This window comes from Bradyrhizobium sp. JYMT SZCCT0428, assembly GCF_018131075.1.
Lineage (GTDB): Bacteria > Pseudomonadota > Alphaproteobacteria > Rhizobiales > Xanthobacteraceae > Bradyrhizobium.
Map to the genome: position 1 here is coordinate 38,403 of NZ_JAFCLS010000026.1, position 14,323 is coordinate 52,725.

At 64.3% G+C, this 14,323-nt stretch carries 12 protein-coding genes; 7 read left to right on the plus strand and 5 right to left on the minus strand.

From position 1 onward, the window contains the following. Positions 1-195: 195 nt before the first annotated feature. The 4 genes from ptsP to JQ575_RS25095 all read left to right on the plus strand — a co-directional run bounded on the left by ptsP (position 196) and on the right by JQ575_RS25095 (position 5,989). Entirely contained in the window at positions 196-2,463 is a 2,268-nt protein-coding gene (ptsP, locus tag JQ575_RS25080) for a phosphoenolpyruvate--protein phosphotransferase (protein WP_212035818.1), read from the plus strand. 54 nt (positions 2,464-2,517) lie between these two features. Then, a complete protein-coding gene (gene prfA, locus JQ575_RS25085; protein WP_212035819.1) occupies positions 2,518-3,597 on the plus strand; it encodes a peptide chain release factor 1 in 1,080 nt (359 codons plus the stop codon). A 211-nt stretch (positions 3,598-3,808) separates the two neighbouring features. Then, positions 3,809-4,693 carry a peptide chain release factor N(5)-glutamine methyltransferase gene (gene prmC, locus JQ575_RS25090; protein WP_212035820.1) on the plus strand — a complete coding sequence of 295 codons (885 nt, stop codon included), beginning with the start codon at positions 3,809-3,811 and terminating at the stop codon, positions 4,691-4,693. Positions 4,694-5,224: 531 nt separating this feature from the next. Beyond that, positions 5,225-5,989, plus strand: coding sequence for a DUF4167 domain-containing protein (locus JQ575_RS25095; RefSeq protein ID WP_212035821.1), 765 nt, complete (start codon positions 5,225-5,227; stop codon positions 5,987-5,989). Positions 5,990-6,059: 70 nt separating this feature from the next. On the opposite strand, the gene JQ575_RS25100 is transcribed toward JQ575_RS25095, so the two are convergent. Then, positions 6,060-6,803 (minus strand): methyltransferase domain-containing protein, encoded by a 744-nt coding sequence (locus JQ575_RS25100; protein ID WP_212035822.1) that lies wholly within the window; start codon positions 6,801-6,803, stop codon positions 6,060-6,062. 209 nt (positions 6,804-7,012) lie between these two features. On the opposite strand from JQ575_RS25100, the gene gloB reads away from it, so the two are divergent. Continuing rightward, positions 7,013-7,780 carry a hydroxyacylglutathione hydrolase gene (gene gloB, locus JQ575_RS25105; RefSeq protein WP_212035823.1) on the plus strand — a complete coding sequence of 256 codons (768 nt, stop codon included), beginning with the start codon at positions 7,013-7,015 and terminating at the stop codon, positions 7,778-7,780. Beyond that, positions 7,780-8,226 (plus strand): cupin domain-containing protein, encoded by a 447-nt coding sequence (locus JQ575_RS25110; protein ID WP_212035824.1) that lies wholly within the window; start codon positions 7,780-7,782, stop codon positions 8,224-8,226. The genes gloB and JQ575_RS25110 overlap by 1 nt, the downstream gene beginning before the upstream one ends. A 111-nt stretch (positions 8,227-8,337) precedes the next feature. Here the strand turns inward: JQ575_RS25110 and JQ575_RS25115 are convergent, their stop codons facing one another. The 3 genes from JQ575_RS25115 to JQ575_RS25125 all read right to left on the minus strand — a co-directional run bounded on the left by JQ575_RS25115 (position 8,338) and on the right by JQ575_RS25125 (position 11,543). Further along, a complete protein-coding gene (locus tag JQ575_RS25115; protein ID WP_212035825.1) occupies positions 8,338-9,213 on the minus strand; it encodes a DMT family transporter in 876 nt (291 codons plus the stop codon). Between the two features lie 204 nt (positions 9,214-9,417). Continuing rightward, complete coding sequence (gene phbB / locus JQ575_RS25120) at positions 9,418-10,143, minus strand: acetoacetyl-CoA reductase (protein WP_212035826.1); 726 nt, start codon at positions 10,141-10,143, stop codon at positions 9,418-9,420. A gap of 221 nt (positions 10,144-10,364) precedes the next feature. Further along, positions 10,365-11,543, minus strand: a complete 1,179-nt coding sequence (locus JQ575_RS25125; protein ID WP_211998211.1) for an acetyl-CoA C-acetyltransferase — start codon at positions 11,541-11,543, stop codon at positions 10,365-10,367. Positions 11,544-11,856: 313 nt separating this feature from the next. Between JQ575_RS25125 and phaR the strand changes: the two genes are divergently transcribed. Next, positions 11,857-12,456 (plus strand): polyhydroxyalkanoate synthesis repressor PhaR, encoded by a 600-nt coding sequence (phaR, locus tag JQ575_RS25130; protein WP_212035827.1) that lies wholly within the window; start codon positions 11,857-11,859, stop codon positions 12,454-12,456. 136 nt (positions 12,457-12,592) lie between these two features. Here the strand turns inward: phaR and JQ575_RS25135 are convergent, their stop codons facing one another. Then, positions 12,593-14,284, minus strand: coding sequence for a bifunctional diguanylate cyclase/phosphodiesterase (locus JQ575_RS25135; protein WP_212035828.1), 1,692 nt, complete (start codon positions 14,282-14,284; stop codon positions 12,593-12,595). Between the last annotated feature and the right edge of the window lie 39 nt (positions 14,285-14,323).

The following is a 14,323-nucleotide window of genomic DNA, read 5'->3' on the forward strand; positions in this document are numbered from 1 at the left end:
TCGATTGGCTATACGGCCTGACAGGTGCGCAGCCGCAAACTGTGCCACAGTTTGGCGATCCCGATTCGGCCGGGAACGATGGTTTTGGTGGCGGCTTGCGGCGGCGCCGAATGAATAAAATTGTTGCTATTGTTGAGTTTCACGCCAGCGCCCGGCCACCCGGCACGCTGGCCTCGCGGGGGAGGATTTTGGCAGATGCGGAGCACGTCGGGAGGCCCCCGCGTCTTGTTGAGACGGCTCCGCGAAACCATGGCGGAGCAGGTCTCCGCCCAGGAGCGGCTGGACAAGATCGTGGTCCTGATCGCGGCCAACATGGTGGCCGAGGTGTGCTCGACCTACGTGCTGCGCGTCGATAACACGCTCGAACTCTACGCCACCGAGGGTCTGAACCGCGACGCCGTCCATAGAACGGTTCTGAGCGCGCATGAGGGCCTGGTCGGCCTCGTCGCCAGCGAGGCCACCCCGCTCAACCTCTCCGACGCGCAAACCCACCCGGCGTTCTCGTTCCGCCCGGAAACCGGCGAGGAAATCTATCATTCCTTCCTCGGCGTGCCGATCCTGCGCGCCGGCAACACGCTCGGCGTGCTGGTGGTGCAGAACCGCGCCAAGCGCACTTACGTCGAGGAAGAGGTCGAGGCGCTGCAGACCACCGCGATGGTAGTCGCCGAGATGATCGCCTCCGGCGAGTTGGCGGCGCTGGCGCAGCCCGGCGCGGAACCTGCGGCGCGGCATTCCCTGCACAAGGCCGGCGCGATCCTGTCCGACGGCATCGCGCTCGGCCACGTCGTGCTGCACGAGCCGCGCGTCGTCATCACCAATTACATTGCCGAAGACCTGCCGAAGGAAATCAAGAAGCTGGACGCGGCGCTGACCAAGCTGCGCGCCGATCTCGACCGCATGCTGGAGCGCGGCGACGTCGCCGAGGGCGGCGAGCACCGCGAGGTGCTGGAAGCCTACCGCATGTTCGCCAACGACCATGGCTGGTCGCACAAGCTGCACGAGGCGGTCGCCACCGGCCTCACGGCGGAGGCCGCCGTCGAGCGCGTGCAGTCCGACACCCGCGCGCGCATGCTGCGTTCGACCGATCCCTACTTGCGCGACCGCCTGCACGACCTCGAGGACCTCGGCCACCGCCTGATGCGGCAACTGGTCGGCCAGGACCATGCGCCGTCCCGCGAACAGCTGCCGGACAATGCGATCCTGATCGCGCGCGCGATGGGCCCGGCCGCCCTGCTCGACTATGACCGCAAGCGCCTGCGCGGCCTCGTGCTGGAGGAAGGCACCGCCAATTCCCACGTCTCGATCGTGGCGCGCGCGCTCGGCATTCCCGCGGTCGGCGAAATCCCCAACGCGCCGGGGCTCGCCGATCCCGGCGACGCCATCATCGTCGATGGCACCTCGGGCTCGATCTATGTGCGCCCTTCGGCCGAGATCGAATCGGCCTATGCCGAGCGGGTAAGATTCCGCGCGCGGCGGCAGGCGCAATATTCGGCGCTGCGCGACAAGCCCTGCGTGACCAAAGACGGCCAGAAGATCGAGCTGATGATCAATGCCGGCCTCGTCATCGACCTGCCGCATATCGACGACACCGGCAGCGCCGGCATCGGGCTGTTCCGCACCGAACTGCAATTCATGGTCGGCCAGAGCCTGCCGCGCACCTCTGACCAGCTCGCGCTGTATCGCACCGTGCTGGACGCCGCGGGATCGAAGCCGGTCACGTTCCGCACGCTCGACATCGGCGGCGACAAGGCGCTGCCCTATATGGAAACCGTGATCGAGGAAAATCCCGCGCTCGGCTGGCGCGCGATCCGGCTCGGGCTCGACCGTCCCGGCCTGTTGCGCGGCCAGATTCGCGCGCTGCTGCGCGCCGGCGGCGGCCGCGCGCTGAAGATCATGTTTCCGATGATTTCGGAAGTCGCCGAGTTCGATCAGGCCAAGGCCATCGTCGAGCGCGAGCTGACCTATCTGCGTCAACACGGCCACGCGCTGCCGGAACGCATCGACGTCGGCACCATGGTCGAAGTGCCGGCGCTGCTTTACCAGATGGACGAACTCCTGAAGAAGGTCGATTTCATCTCGATCGGATCGAACGACCTGTTCCAGTTCATGTTCGCGGTCGACCGCGGCAATGCCAAGGTCTCCGAACGGTTCGACACCATGTCGGCGCCGATCTTGAGGGCCTTGCGCGACATCGTGCGCAAGGCCGATGCGGCCAAGAAAAGCGCCTCGCTGTGCGGCGAGATGGCGTCAAAACCGCTCGGCGCGCTGGCGCTGATCGCGCTCGGTTACCGCTCGCTGTCGCTGTCGGCGACCGCGCATGGCCCGGTGAAAGCGCTGATCCTCGATCTCGATGCCAGGAAGGCCGAGGCCGTCATGATGCCGCTGCTTGAAGCGCCGGCCGGCAGCGTCTCGATCCGGCAGAAGCTGACGGAATTCGCGGAAGCCGAAGGGTTGTCGTTGTAGCGAGGCTCTGCCCCCGCAACGCCCCCTTCCCTTTTCGCCATTGAGAACTCCGACATGTTACCCGAAGCCAAACTCGATATCCTGCTCGCCCATCACGCTTCGCTCGAGGCGGAGCTGCTCGCCCAATTGAGCTCGGAGAAATACGTCCAGATCACGCGCGAGCTCGCCGAGCTCAATCCGCTGATCGATGCCGTCAAGGCCTATCGCGCGGCGCGCGCCGAAATAACCGACACCGAAACGTTGCTGGCGGATTCCGCCGCCGATCCTGACATGCGCGGCATGGCGGAAGCCGAGCTCGAGACGCTGCAGACGCGTGTTGGCGAACTCGAGCAGAAGATCCGCGTCGCGCTGTTGCCGAAGGACGCGATGGACGACCGCAACGTGATGCTGGAAATCCGCGCCGGCACCGGCGGCGACGAGGCGTCACTGTTCGCCGGCGACCTGTTCCGGATGTATGAGCGTTTTGCCGCGCTGCAGGGCTGGAAGGTCGAAGTGATCTCCGCCAGCGAGGGCACCATGGGCGGCTACAAGGAAATCATCGCCGAAGTGCAGGGCCGCGGCGCGTTCGCCAAACTGAAATTCGAGTCCGGCGCGCACCGCGTGCAGCGCGTGCCCGACACCGAAACGCAGGGCCGCATCCACACCTCGGCGGCAACCGTTGCGGTCTTGCCCGAGGTCGAGGATGTCGATGTCGACATCAAGAACGAGGACTTGCGGATCGAGACCATGCGCGCACAGGGCGCCGGCGGCCAGCACGTCAACAAGACCGAATCCGCGATCCGCATCACCCACATCCCGACCGGCATCGTTGTCATGATGCAGGACAGCCGCTCGCAGCACAAGAACCGCGCCTCGGCGATGAACATCCTGCGCTCGCGCATCTACGACGCCGAACAGCAGCGCATCAATGCGACCCGCGCGGCCGACCGTCGCGAGAAAGTCGGCTCCGGTGACCGCTCCGAGCGCATCCGCACCTATAATTTCCCGCAAGGCCGCGTCACCGATCACCGCATCAACCTGACGCTCTATAAACTGCCGCAGGTGATCGCGGGCGAAGCGCTGGGTGAACTGATCGACGCGCTGACGACCGAGCATCAGGCCGCCCAACTCGCCGCCCAGGGCGCGGCGGCGTGAGTGCCCTGCTCCGGCTCTTGCTGAGGCGTTCCTACAATCTCCTTGTCGTCCCTGCGAACGCAGGGACCCATAACCACCGGCGTTCGTTATTGCGCGAGATATCAACACCCACCGCCCACATCGAGAGGCCGCGGCGCCGCGATGAGCGCAATTGCGCTCACGCTGGGGGTCCCCGCTTTCGCGGGGACGACGGATGGCGCGAGGATACCGCATGACGGATTCCTTCGCCGGACAAACCGTCGAGGCCGCGCGGCGCATACTCACCGCACGTTTCAAATCCGATGCGATCGAATCCAGCGAACTCGATGCGCGGTTGCTGGTCGGCGCGGTGCTTGGCCTTGATCTCACCGGCCTGATCACGGCCGCGCAGCGGCAACTTACGGCAGACCAATCACTGCGGCTGGAAGATTTCGCGGAGCGTCGCCTGCGAGGCGAGCCGGTCGCGCGTATTGTCGGCCACAAGGAATTCTGGGGCCTGCCGCTAGAGCTCTCGGCTGCGACGCTGGTGCCGCGGCCTGACACCGAGACGGTGGTCGAGCTGGCGCTGGAATTATTGCGTGCCGGCGGCGCGCTCGGCCGCAAATTGCGTATCGCCGACCTCGGCACCGGCTCCGGGGCGATCCTGCTGGCGTTGTTGTCGGAGCTGCCGAACGCGCACGGGTTCGGCACCGACATTTCGCCAGCCGCCCTGCAGACCGCCGATACCAATGCCGCGTCGGCAGGGCTCTCTGATCGGACGACGTTCATCGGCTGCGATTACGCCTCCGGATTGACCGGGTCGTTCGACCTGATCGTGTCCAACCCGCCCTATATCCGCTCGGCTGACATCGCCGGTCTCGCCATCGATGTCCGGGAATATGACCCGCTGGCGGCGCTCGATGGCGGCGCCGACGGACTGGATGCCTACCGCGCGCTGATCCCCCAGGCCGCCCCCCTTCTGGCGCCGGGTGCGGCCCTGGTTGTGGAGGCCGGGGAGGGCCAAAGCGGGCAAATCCAGGCCTTGATGGCGGCGGCGGGGCTGATCCCGGCAGGCGCCCCCAAAGCCGATCTGGCGGGCATTCCGAGGGCGGTCGCGGGCGGCAAAATGCCCCGATAAGGCCCTATTGGAACGCAAAAAAACCGCTTGGAATATTGCCCGGGAGCGACTACGTTCCGGTCACAACATCGGTCCAGGGTTGCCGCCCCCGTAATAACGGGTGGGGGCCTGAGTTCTCGAAACGAGAGCCCGCCGAGTGAAAGGTTCCAAAACGCAGGTCCAATCGAGCGCAATAGCCTGAGCTGTGCTGCTCTCGACCGCAAAGCGAACGAAAGCCTGATATTGCGCTTGAATACCTACGCAAGAAACAGTCACGCAAAACAGTTACGTAGAGCCTGTGCTCCAGCGGCTGTTGAGCTTGTTTCGGTCGGGCGTGTTTCTGTTGGGCTGGTTTTGGCAGGCTAAGTAATTTGGTCCGGCTGGCTGTGAACGCCGGCGGTTGGGGAACGCGTCCTTGTTGAACGCGAGGGTTGGCGAAATCGACGTCATGAATTTGAACGACACCGTGAATCGGTGCGCACAGTCGTGTGCCCGGTCCGGTGAGGCTACGACGGCAACGGCATAACTTCAGGGCTGGAATAAAGGCGAGACATGAGAAACGGTCAGAACAACAAGCGGATGCGTAACCGGAATAATAACAACAATAATAACAACAATAATAATAACCGGCGCGGTCAAAACCCGATGACCCGGGTGTTCGAATCGAACGGACCCGACATCAAGATTCGCGGCACCGCCTCCCACGTAGCGGAGAAATACGTCCAGCTGGCGCGTGACGCGCGCTCATCCGGCGACCCGGTTGCGGCCGAGAATTACTACCAGCACGCCGAGCATTATTTCCGCCTGATCGCTGCCGCCCAGGAGCAATTCCGGCAGAACCAGCCGCAGCCGCGCACCGAAAACGAAATGCCGGCCGAGGAGCACGACGAAGAGGGCGAGAACTTCAACCATTTCGGCCAGGAGCCGGGCTTCGTGCCGCAGCAGCAACAGCCGTTTGTGCCCCGCGAGAACAATCAGCAGCGCGATTTCCAGCCGCGTGAGGGGCAACCCTTCCCGCGCGACCGCGACCAGCAGCCGCGCGAGCATCATCGCGAACAGCGCGAACATCGTCCGCAACCGCAATATCAGCCGCAGCCCCAGCCGCAGCCGGTGATTGCCGATACCGGCGGCGTCGACCGTCTGCCGTCTTTCATCACCGGGCCGCAGCCGCAGGTGAACGCCGCGCCGGGCGCCTTCGAAGGCAATGGCGGCGGTGAACGTTTCCCGCGCCGGCGCCGCCGGCCGCACGGCCCGCGTCCCGACAACGCAGCCGCCGCGCCGGTCCCGAGCGAAGATTTCAATCCGGGGAATGAGTAACTAGCGCACGCGTGAGCTGCGCACAGGCAGTTTCAAAGGGTGGGCATCGCGCAAGCATGCCCGCCCTTTTTCATGCCCGCGTCGCCGTCGTCGACGATGGCACCAGCACCGGCTGCAGCGACGGAATCAGCCGCGTGCGTTCGCGATGCGCGGGAATCGCACGGTAGACCTGCTTGGTCGCCTCCACGATGTGCACGCCGGCGAACGGCAGCGACAGCGCCGCACCGACGCGCTCCCACGCCATCGCCGAACGCAGGAACCAGCCTTTGCCGACCGGCGGAAGGAACAGCGCCTCGCCCCACGCCGTCGGCGTGAACCAGGTCTGCCGCAGCAATTGCGTGATCTGCGCGCGCGAATAGGGCCGGCCATGACCGAACGGCGTGTTATCCGTGCGGGTCCACACGCCGCGGCGATTGGGAATCACCGCAATCAGGCGCCCCGACGGCGCCAGCACACGCCACACCTCACGCAGCAAACGTTCCGGATCGTCGGACATTTCCAGCGCATGCACCAGCAGGATGCGATCAACGGCAGCGTCCGGTAGCGGCATCGAGAATTCATCGATCAGGGTCGCCAGCGCCGGCCGCGCCGTCGGCCATTTCAATACGCCCTGCTGCGCCGGCATGAACGCGATGCAGCGTTCGGAATCTTCGCGAAACAGGCCGAGATAGGGCGTGGGATAACCCAACCCAAGCACGCGAAGCCCGTCCGCATCAGGCCATCGCGCCCGGATGCCGCGATTGATCAGCTGCCGCGCCACGATGCCGAGGCGGCGCGAATAGAAATCGCGGAGATCGATCACGTCGATGGTCATGAGTTCAATCTATCACGCCGCTGTTCCCCGCGGGGTGCGGAAATTTGCATTGCCGCAGGAGCGTTAACGCCATATTTCCTGCCCATATGTGGCGTGTTAGAGCTTGATCGGGAAAGGCGCGCCCCGTACTTCGATGGCGGGGCGGGCCCCGGTTTTCCGAAGAAATCATGCTCAGGCAAGAAATCACTCATACTGTTCGTGGAGATACCATGGCTTCGGAAATTCGCACCTTTACCTGCCTCAACGACAATTTCGGCTATCTGATCCACGATCCCGCGACCAAAGCGACCGCCTCGATCGACGCGCCGGAAGCCGGCCCCATCCTCAAGGCGCTGGAGCGCGAAGGCTGGACGCTGACGGATATTCTGATCACCCATCACCACCACGACCATGTCGGCGGCGTCGCCGAGCTGAAGCATAAGTACAATTGCCGCGTCGTCGCCCCGCACGACAAATCCGCCGCGATCGCCAATGTCGATCTGCGCGCCGCCCATGGCGACGTCATCAAGGTCGGCAGCCTCCTGGTGCGCGTGCTGGAAACGCCCGGCCACACGCTCGACCACATCTCCTATGTGTTCGACAGCGAAAAAGCGCTGTTCGCCGCCGACACGCTGTTCTCGATCGGATGCGGCCGGGTGTTCGAAGGCGACTATCCCATGATGTGGGATTCGCTGCTGAAGCTGCGCGCGCTGCCGGATGATTTCAAACTGTATTGCGGCCACGAATATACCGCCTCCAACGTCAAATTCGCGCTCACGGTCGAGCCCGACAATGCCGCGCTGGTCGCGCGTGCCGCGGAAGTCACGAAGTTGCGCGCGGAGAATAAGCCGACCATTCCGGTACTGCTCGGCGAGGAGAAGAAGGCCAACGTATTCCTGCGCGCCGACGAGCCGTCGGTCGCCGCCAAGCTGCACATGAAGGGCGCCAACGCCGCCGACGTGTTCGGCGAATTGCGCGAACGCAAGAACAAGTCCTGATGACGCTCCCGGCAATTACTGCCGAGACAAGTGCCGCCGAGATCATCGCGCGGCTCGAGCTGAAGCCGCATCCGGAGGGTGGGCATTATCGCGAGACGTTTCGTGATTCCCGCACCGATGCGAACGGCCGCTCGCGGTCCACCGCGATCTATTTCCTGCTGGCGCGCGGCGAGCGCTCGCACTGGCATCGCATCGATGCCGTCGAGGTCTGGCATTACTACGCCGGCAGCGCGCTGACGTTGAAAATCGCCGACGATGACGGGCAATGGAGTTTCAGGCTCGGCCCGAACCTCGCCGCCGGCGAGCAGCCGCAGGCGACCGTGCCTCCCGACACCTGGCAGGCCGCCGAGAGCACCGGCGACTGGACATTGGTCGGCTGCACCGTGGCGCCGGGATTCGATTTTGCGACATTCGAGATGGCGCCGAAGGATTGGGAGCCTTCGTAGGATGGGTGGAGCCAACGGGTCGCGCGAATGCGCGCCCGATGACAGGCTCCGCGATACCCATCAATTGCATCCGTGCGGTGAGATGATGGGTATCGCTGCGCTCCACCCATCCTACGGTCTTTTTCTCCACACCATATCCTTGGCCGCGATCAGGCCGCCGCCGGCGATCAGGATTGCGGCAATCGCGATCGTGGCGCTCGCCGTGGCATAGCCTGCGAGGATCAGGAACGCGGTCGAGAGCAATGGCGTCGCGTAAGACGCCGCGCCGAGCACACGGATGTCGCCGCGCTTCATGCCGATGTCCCAGGTAAAGAACGCAGCGCCGACCGGACCGACGCCGAGTGCGATAATGGCAAGCCATTGCCCTGACGTTGCAGGCCAGACCGTGGTCTCGACCAGGCCATGGACGAGGGCCGCGAGCAGCGCGGTGGCGAGGCAAAAGCCTGCCACCGCGTCGGTCGGCACCGCCTTGAGCTTGCGCGACATCACCGAATAGGCCGCCCACACGAAGGCCGCGACGAAGGCCGCCGCCAGTCCCGGAATCTGGGCCGGCGCAAAACCGCCGCCGCTATTGCCTGACAACAGCAACACCGTGCCGGCAAGACCGAGCAGCGCGCCGATGATGTGATGCGCCGCCAGCCGCTCGCCCGGCAGCAGCGAGGAGAACAGCACGATCAAAAGCGGCCAGAGATAATTGATGAGCCCGGCTTCGGCCGGTGGCGCAAAGCGCAGCGCCAGGAAATACAGCGCGTGATAGCCGAACAGCCCGCCGACGCCGACCACCCACGCGGTCGGCGATTGCCGTAACGCGGCGAAGGCCGCGGGCCGCCAGATGAAGCTGATGAAAGCGACCGCCGCCCCGATCGCGAACGTCATCGCCGCGAGCTGAAACGCCGGAATTTTTCCGGTCGCAACCGTCAGGACCGACAGCAGCGACCACATCATGATCGCGGTCAGTCCGATAAGTGTGGCGGTACGGGGAGTCATCTTGGCCGGTGCGAGATTTTTCCGTCATGGCCGGGCTTGTCCCGGCCATCCACGTTTTTCTAACGTCGTTGTAAAGACGTGGATGCCCGGCACAAGGCCGGGCATGACGACTTCTTGATATGTTGTGGCTGCGGGCGACCGAGCCCGGAATCGCGAGATTCCGGGTCCACGCGTTACCGCGTGTCCCGGAATGACTACGTCACATCACACCATGTATTGCCCGCCGTTGATCGTCAGCGTCGAGCCGGTGATGGCGCCGGCCTCGTCGGCGGCGAGGAAGACCACCGCGCGGGCGATTTCTTCAGGCTCGCCGAGGCGATTGACCGGGATCAGCGGCAGGATGCTCTTCTCCAGCACGTCCTTGGGCACCGCCTGCACCATTTCGGTGTTGATGTAGCCGGGGCAGATCGCGTTCACGGTGATGCCGCCCTTGGCGTTCTCCAGCGCCAGCGCCTTGGTGAAGCCGATGTCGCCGGCCTTGGCCGCCGAGTAATTGACCTGGCCGAACTGTCCCTTCTGGCCGTTGATCGAGGAGATGTTGATGACGCGGCCGAATTTGCGGGCGCGCATGCCCTCGATCACCTGACGGGTCATGTTGAACAGCGAGCCGAGATTGGTGTTGATGACCGCGTTCCACTGATCGAGCGTCATCTTGTGGAAGGCGCCGTCCTTGGTGATGCCGGCATTGTTGATCAGCACGTCGACCGGGCCGAGATCGGCCTCGACTTTCTTGACGCCGTCAGCGCAAGCGTCGAACGAGCTGACGTCCCATTTGTAAACGGGAATGCCGGTCTCCGATTTGAATTTCTCCGCCGCGGCGTCATTGCCGGCATAGCTCGCCGCAACCTTGTAGCCCGCTGCCTTCAGCGATTTGCTGATCGCAGCACCAATGCCCCTCGTGCCCCCCGTAACCAATGCAACACGTGCCATGCGTAGTCCTCCTTGGTGGTCTTTTTACGAGCCGGAATTGTCCCGGTCTTTGACGAAGCCTGCTCTTCAAAGTGCGGCGCGTTTTCTCACTCGATAACGCACCAGAGATGAAAATGCCCGGCGCAAGACCGGGCATTTCAGTTTTATCGATTTGAGCCGTGGTTGACAGATGAACTTTTCATCAACAACGCATCCTGTCTGCCTTTAGTTCAGTCGCGAGTTCAGTCGCGTGCAATGCACATCGCGATGCCCATGCCGCCACCGATGCACAGCGTGGCGAGGCCTTTCTTGGCATCGCGCTTCTGCATTTCGTGCAGCAGCGTCACCAGCACGCGGGCGCCGGAAGCGCCGACGGGATGGCCGATCGCGATCGCACCGCCATTGACGTTAACCTTGGAGGTATCCCAGCCGAGGTCCTTGTTGACCGCGCAAGCCTGCGCCGCGAACGCCTCGTTGGCCTCGATCAGGTCCAGATCGGCGATGTTCCAGCCGGCCTTCTTCAGCGCGGCGCGCGAAGCCGGGATCGGTCCGGTGCCCATAATCTTGGGATCGACGCCAGCCTGGCCCCAGGACGCGATGCGGCCGAGGATCTTCTTGCCTTCCTTGGCGGCCTGCTTGGCGGTCATCAGCACCACCACGCCGGCGCCGTCATTGATGCCGGAGGCGCTGCCTGCGGTGACGGTGCCGTCCTTCTCAAAGGCGGGTTTCAGCTTGGCCATCGCGTCGACGGTGGCGCCATGGCGCGGATATTCATCGGCGCTGACGATGATGTCGCCCTTGCGGGACTTGATGGTGACGGGGACGATCTCGTCGTTGAACTTGCCGGCCTTCTGCGCCGCCTCGGCCTTGTTCTGCGAATGAACCGCGAACTCGTCCTGCTGCGCGCGGGTGATCTGGTACTGCCGCGCGACGTTCTCGGCGGTGTTGCCCATGTGGTAGCCGTTGAAGGCATCCCACAGGCCGTCCTTGATCATGGTGTCGACCAGCTCGAGGCCGCCCATCTTGACGCCGCCGCGCAGATATTGCGCGTGCGGGGCCATGCTCATGGATTCCTGGCCGCCGGCGACGACGATTTCCGAATCGCCGTTGAGCAGCGCCTGATAGCCGAGCGCGACGGTGCGCAGGCCCGAGCCGCAAAGCTGGTTGACGCCCCAGGCCGGGCTTTCCACCGGGATGCCGGCCGCGATCGAGGCCTGGCGGGCGGGATTCTGGCCCTGCGCCGCGGTCAGGATCTGACCCATGATGACTTCGGACACGCGGCCCGGCTCGATGCCAGCCCGCTCCAGCGCGGCCTTGATGGCGATGGCGCCAAGATCATGGGCCGGGGTGGTGGCGAACGCGCCGTTGAAGCTGCCGACCGGGGTGCGGGCGGCGCTGACGATGACGACATCGTCTGACATGGACATCTCCTGTGGGCTTGAGGTTTCTCGACGGCGGGCGGCCGGATGGCGGGCCTGTCTCTTGGGACCATCCTGTTAACCTAGGCATCGTGTGTCAATCGGCCAGAGGGGAAAATCACGCCGCGGCGCATTCAAAATAGCGTCCTTGGCAGTTTCCATAGCAGTACCCATGCCTTGGAATTAACCGTGCCGCACAAAACGGTAGCCGAGCCGCATTGAAAATGCTTACTTTGCTGCGTTGCGTTGCTCGTCTGCCCGCCGGCGATGCCGTCGGGTTCCCCGCTCTCGGTATGGATGTGTGAGCCCCATGGCCATGGCCAAGTCAGAACAACCCACCACGATCAAGAAATACGCTAACCGGCGGCTCTATAATACCGGCACCAGCACCTATGTGACGCTCGAGGATCTCGCAGCGATGGTGAAGGATGGCGAGGATTTTCTCGTCTATGACGCCAAGACCGGTGACGACATCACCCGCTCGGTGCTGGCGCAGATCATCTTCGAACAGGAAAACAAGGCGGGGCAAAATCTGCTGCCGACCACGTTCCTGCGCCAGCTGATCCGCTTCTACGGCGACAGCATGCAGATGGTGGTTCCGAAATATCTGGAACAATCGATCGACACGCTGACGCGCGAGCAGGAAAAGTTCCGCAAGCAGCTCACCAACACGTTCTCGGGAACGCCATTTGCGCCGCTCGAAGAACACGTCCGCCGCAACATGGAACTGTTTCAGCAGACCTTCTCGATGTTCAAGCCGTTCGTGCCGCCGCGCGGCGGCGTGACGTCAGTCGAACCCGAGAAAGCGCCGGAGCCTGCGGCCAGCGAAGACAATATCGACGACCTTCGCCGTCAGATGAAAGACATGCAGGACCGCCTCGAGCGCATGTCGAAAGAGCCGAAGAAGGAAGAGTGAGGCGCTTCGGCGCTCGCGCGATTGCTAGCTTAATTCGTCATGGCCGGGCTTGTCCCGGCCATCCACGTTGAGAGCGCGTTAAGACGTGGATGCCCGGCACAAGGCCGGGCATGACGATGAACTGCAGCAATCCCGCTCAACTCGCCGCCGGCAACACCGTCTCGGCGGGCACAGCCCACGGCCGCTGCGGTGACGCGAGGCCGATCAGGCGGCCCTGGATGTAGTCGCAGCCCCATTCGCGCAGCATGACCGCGGACTCTTCGTCCTGCACCCATTCCGCCACCGTCTTGATCTGCAGCCGCCGCGCCAGATCGATCAGCGTCTGCACGAAGGCGCGATCGTCGGCCGAGCGCGCGATGTTCTGCACGAAGGCGCCGTCGATCTTCACGATGTCGACGCCGAGCTTGCGCAGATTCCGGAACGACGTGTAGCCGGCGCCGAAATCGTCGATCGCGATCCGGCTGCCGAAATTCTTTAAGCGGGTGACGAAGCCTCTGATGTCGTCGATATCCTGGATCGCCACGGTCTCGGTGATTTCCACGATCAGCCGTTCGGCCACGCCCGGATGCGCACGCATCAGGGATTCGATCGAGGCCGACCAGTCCGGATCCATCGTGGTGTCGGGTGAGATGTTGAGGCTGAGCTGCACGTTCGGTGACGTCGCGAGTTCGGCGACCGCGAGTTCCAGGACGCGGTGATCGACCATCCGGATCAGGCCAAGTCGTTCTGCGACGGGGACGATATCCGGTGCCAGCAACGCCTGGCCGTTGTCCTGCTCCATCCGCACCAGGCATTCGTAGAACGCCGGCTGGCGCGAACGCGCTTCCACCACCGGCTCGAACGCGGTCACGATCCGGCGCTCGTTCAGCGCGGTGACGATTTCATCGGTGACGCGGATGTTGACGCGGCGCTGGGCGTCGCGCTCGACATTCGGCTTCCACAGCGCAAATGATCCGGCGCGGCGGCTCTTGGCGCCATCCAGCGTTTCCTGGGCGCGGGTGACGGCCTCATCGGCGCTGCGGGCGTAACGCGGGATGCTGATCGCGCCGATCGACGCCGTTACCGACACTGGGCCTGATACGGTCGGTACCACCTCGTCACGAATGCCGGCCAGAAAGCGCTCGGCCGCGACATTGGTGTCGTCGACGGTGCAGTTGCGCAGGATCAGCCCGAATTTGTTGCCGGAGAATCGCCCGAGCACATCGCCGCCGCGGAGCCGCGCACGAATCCGTTTTCCGACTTCCGCGATCACGCCATCGGCGACATCGAAGCCGAAAGCGTCGTTGATCCGCGCCAGATGGTCGATGCCGATCAGCATGAAGGCGCAGGACGAACGGAAGCGCGCGGCTTCCTCGATCGCCTCGGCGAGCGCGGCGACCAAATGGGTGCGATTGAGTTCGCCGGTCAGCGGGTCGTGCCGCGAGAGCCGCACGAGCTGCTCATCGCGGGCGCGGCGCTCATTGTCGACGCGGACGACGCCTTGCGCGCGCGCCGGCTTGCCGTCGGCGCCGGCGAACCAGCAGCCGGTTTCCTCGATCCAGATCACGGGCGCGGAGGTCGAGGCCCGCACGCCATATTCGACCCGGTAGGCGACACCCTCGCCGCCGTGCGCCGGGGCCGTGTGACCCAGCGCGTCTGACCGGATCGACCCTTTCGGCTCGATCAGCTTGGCGAACCCGGCGCCGCTGGCCAGCGCTTCCGGGGCGATGTCGGTAAAGACCGAGGCGGCGTTGTCGCTCCAGGCGATGCTGTCGGCGGCGAGATCCCAGACGAACGTCGCCTGCCCGAGCGAAGCGAGGATGCTGGAGGCTTGCGGGACAGCGGACATCAAAGTCGCCTCGATTCGGGACAGCCCAAAGACAGACAA

What these genes read in the sequence shown, in the direction of transcription:
- JQ575_RS25125 (WP_211998211.1), bottom strand. Translation starts at nt 11,543, where the DNA reads ATGTCAGACGATGTCGTCATCGTCAGCGCCGCCCGCACCCCGGTCGGC.
- JQ575_RS25135 (WP_212035828.1), bottom strand. Translation starts at nt 14,284, where the DNA reads ATGTCCGCTGTCCCGCAAGCCTCCAGCATCCTCGCTTCGCTCGGGCAG.
- JQ575_RS25100 (WP_212035822.1), bottom strand. Translation starts at nt 6,803, where the DNA reads ATGACCATCGACGTGATCGATCTCCGCGATTTCTATTCGCGCCGCCTC.
- JQ575_RS25110 (WP_212035824.1), top strand. Translation starts at nt 7,780, where the DNA reads ATGACGCTCCCGGCAATTACTGCCGAGACAAGTGCCGCCGAGATCATC.
- prmC (WP_212035820.1), top strand. Translation starts at nt 3,809, where the DNA reads ATGACGGATTCCTTCGCCGGACAAACCGTCGAGGCCGCGCGGCGCATA.
- ptsP (WP_212035818.1), top strand. Translation starts at nt 196, where the DNA reads ATGCGGAGCACGTCGGGAGGCCCCCGCGTCTTGTTGAGACGGCTCCGC.
- JQ575_RS25095 (WP_212035821.1), top strand. Translation starts at nt 5,225, where the DNA reads ATGAGAAACGGTCAGAACAACAAGCGGATGCGTAACCGGAATAATAAC.
- prfA (WP_212035819.1), top strand. Translation starts at nt 2,518, where the DNA reads ATGTTACCCGAAGCCAAACTCGATATCCTGCTCGCCCATCACGCTTCG.
- gloB (WP_212035823.1), top strand. Translation starts at nt 7,013, where the DNA reads ATGGCTTCGGAAATTCGCACCTTTACCTGCCTCAACGACAATTTCGGC.
- phbB (WP_212035826.1), bottom strand. Translation starts at nt 10,143, where the DNA reads ATGGCACGTGTTGCATTGGTTACGGGGGGCACGAGGGGCATTGGTGCT.
- JQ575_RS25115 (WP_212035825.1), bottom strand. Translation starts at nt 9,213, where the DNA reads ATGACTCCCCGTACCGCCACACTTATCGGACTGACCGCGATCATGATG.
- phaR (WP_212035827.1), top strand. Translation starts at nt 11,857, where the DNA reads ATGGCCAAGTCAGAACAACCCACCACGATCAAGAAATACGCTAACCGG.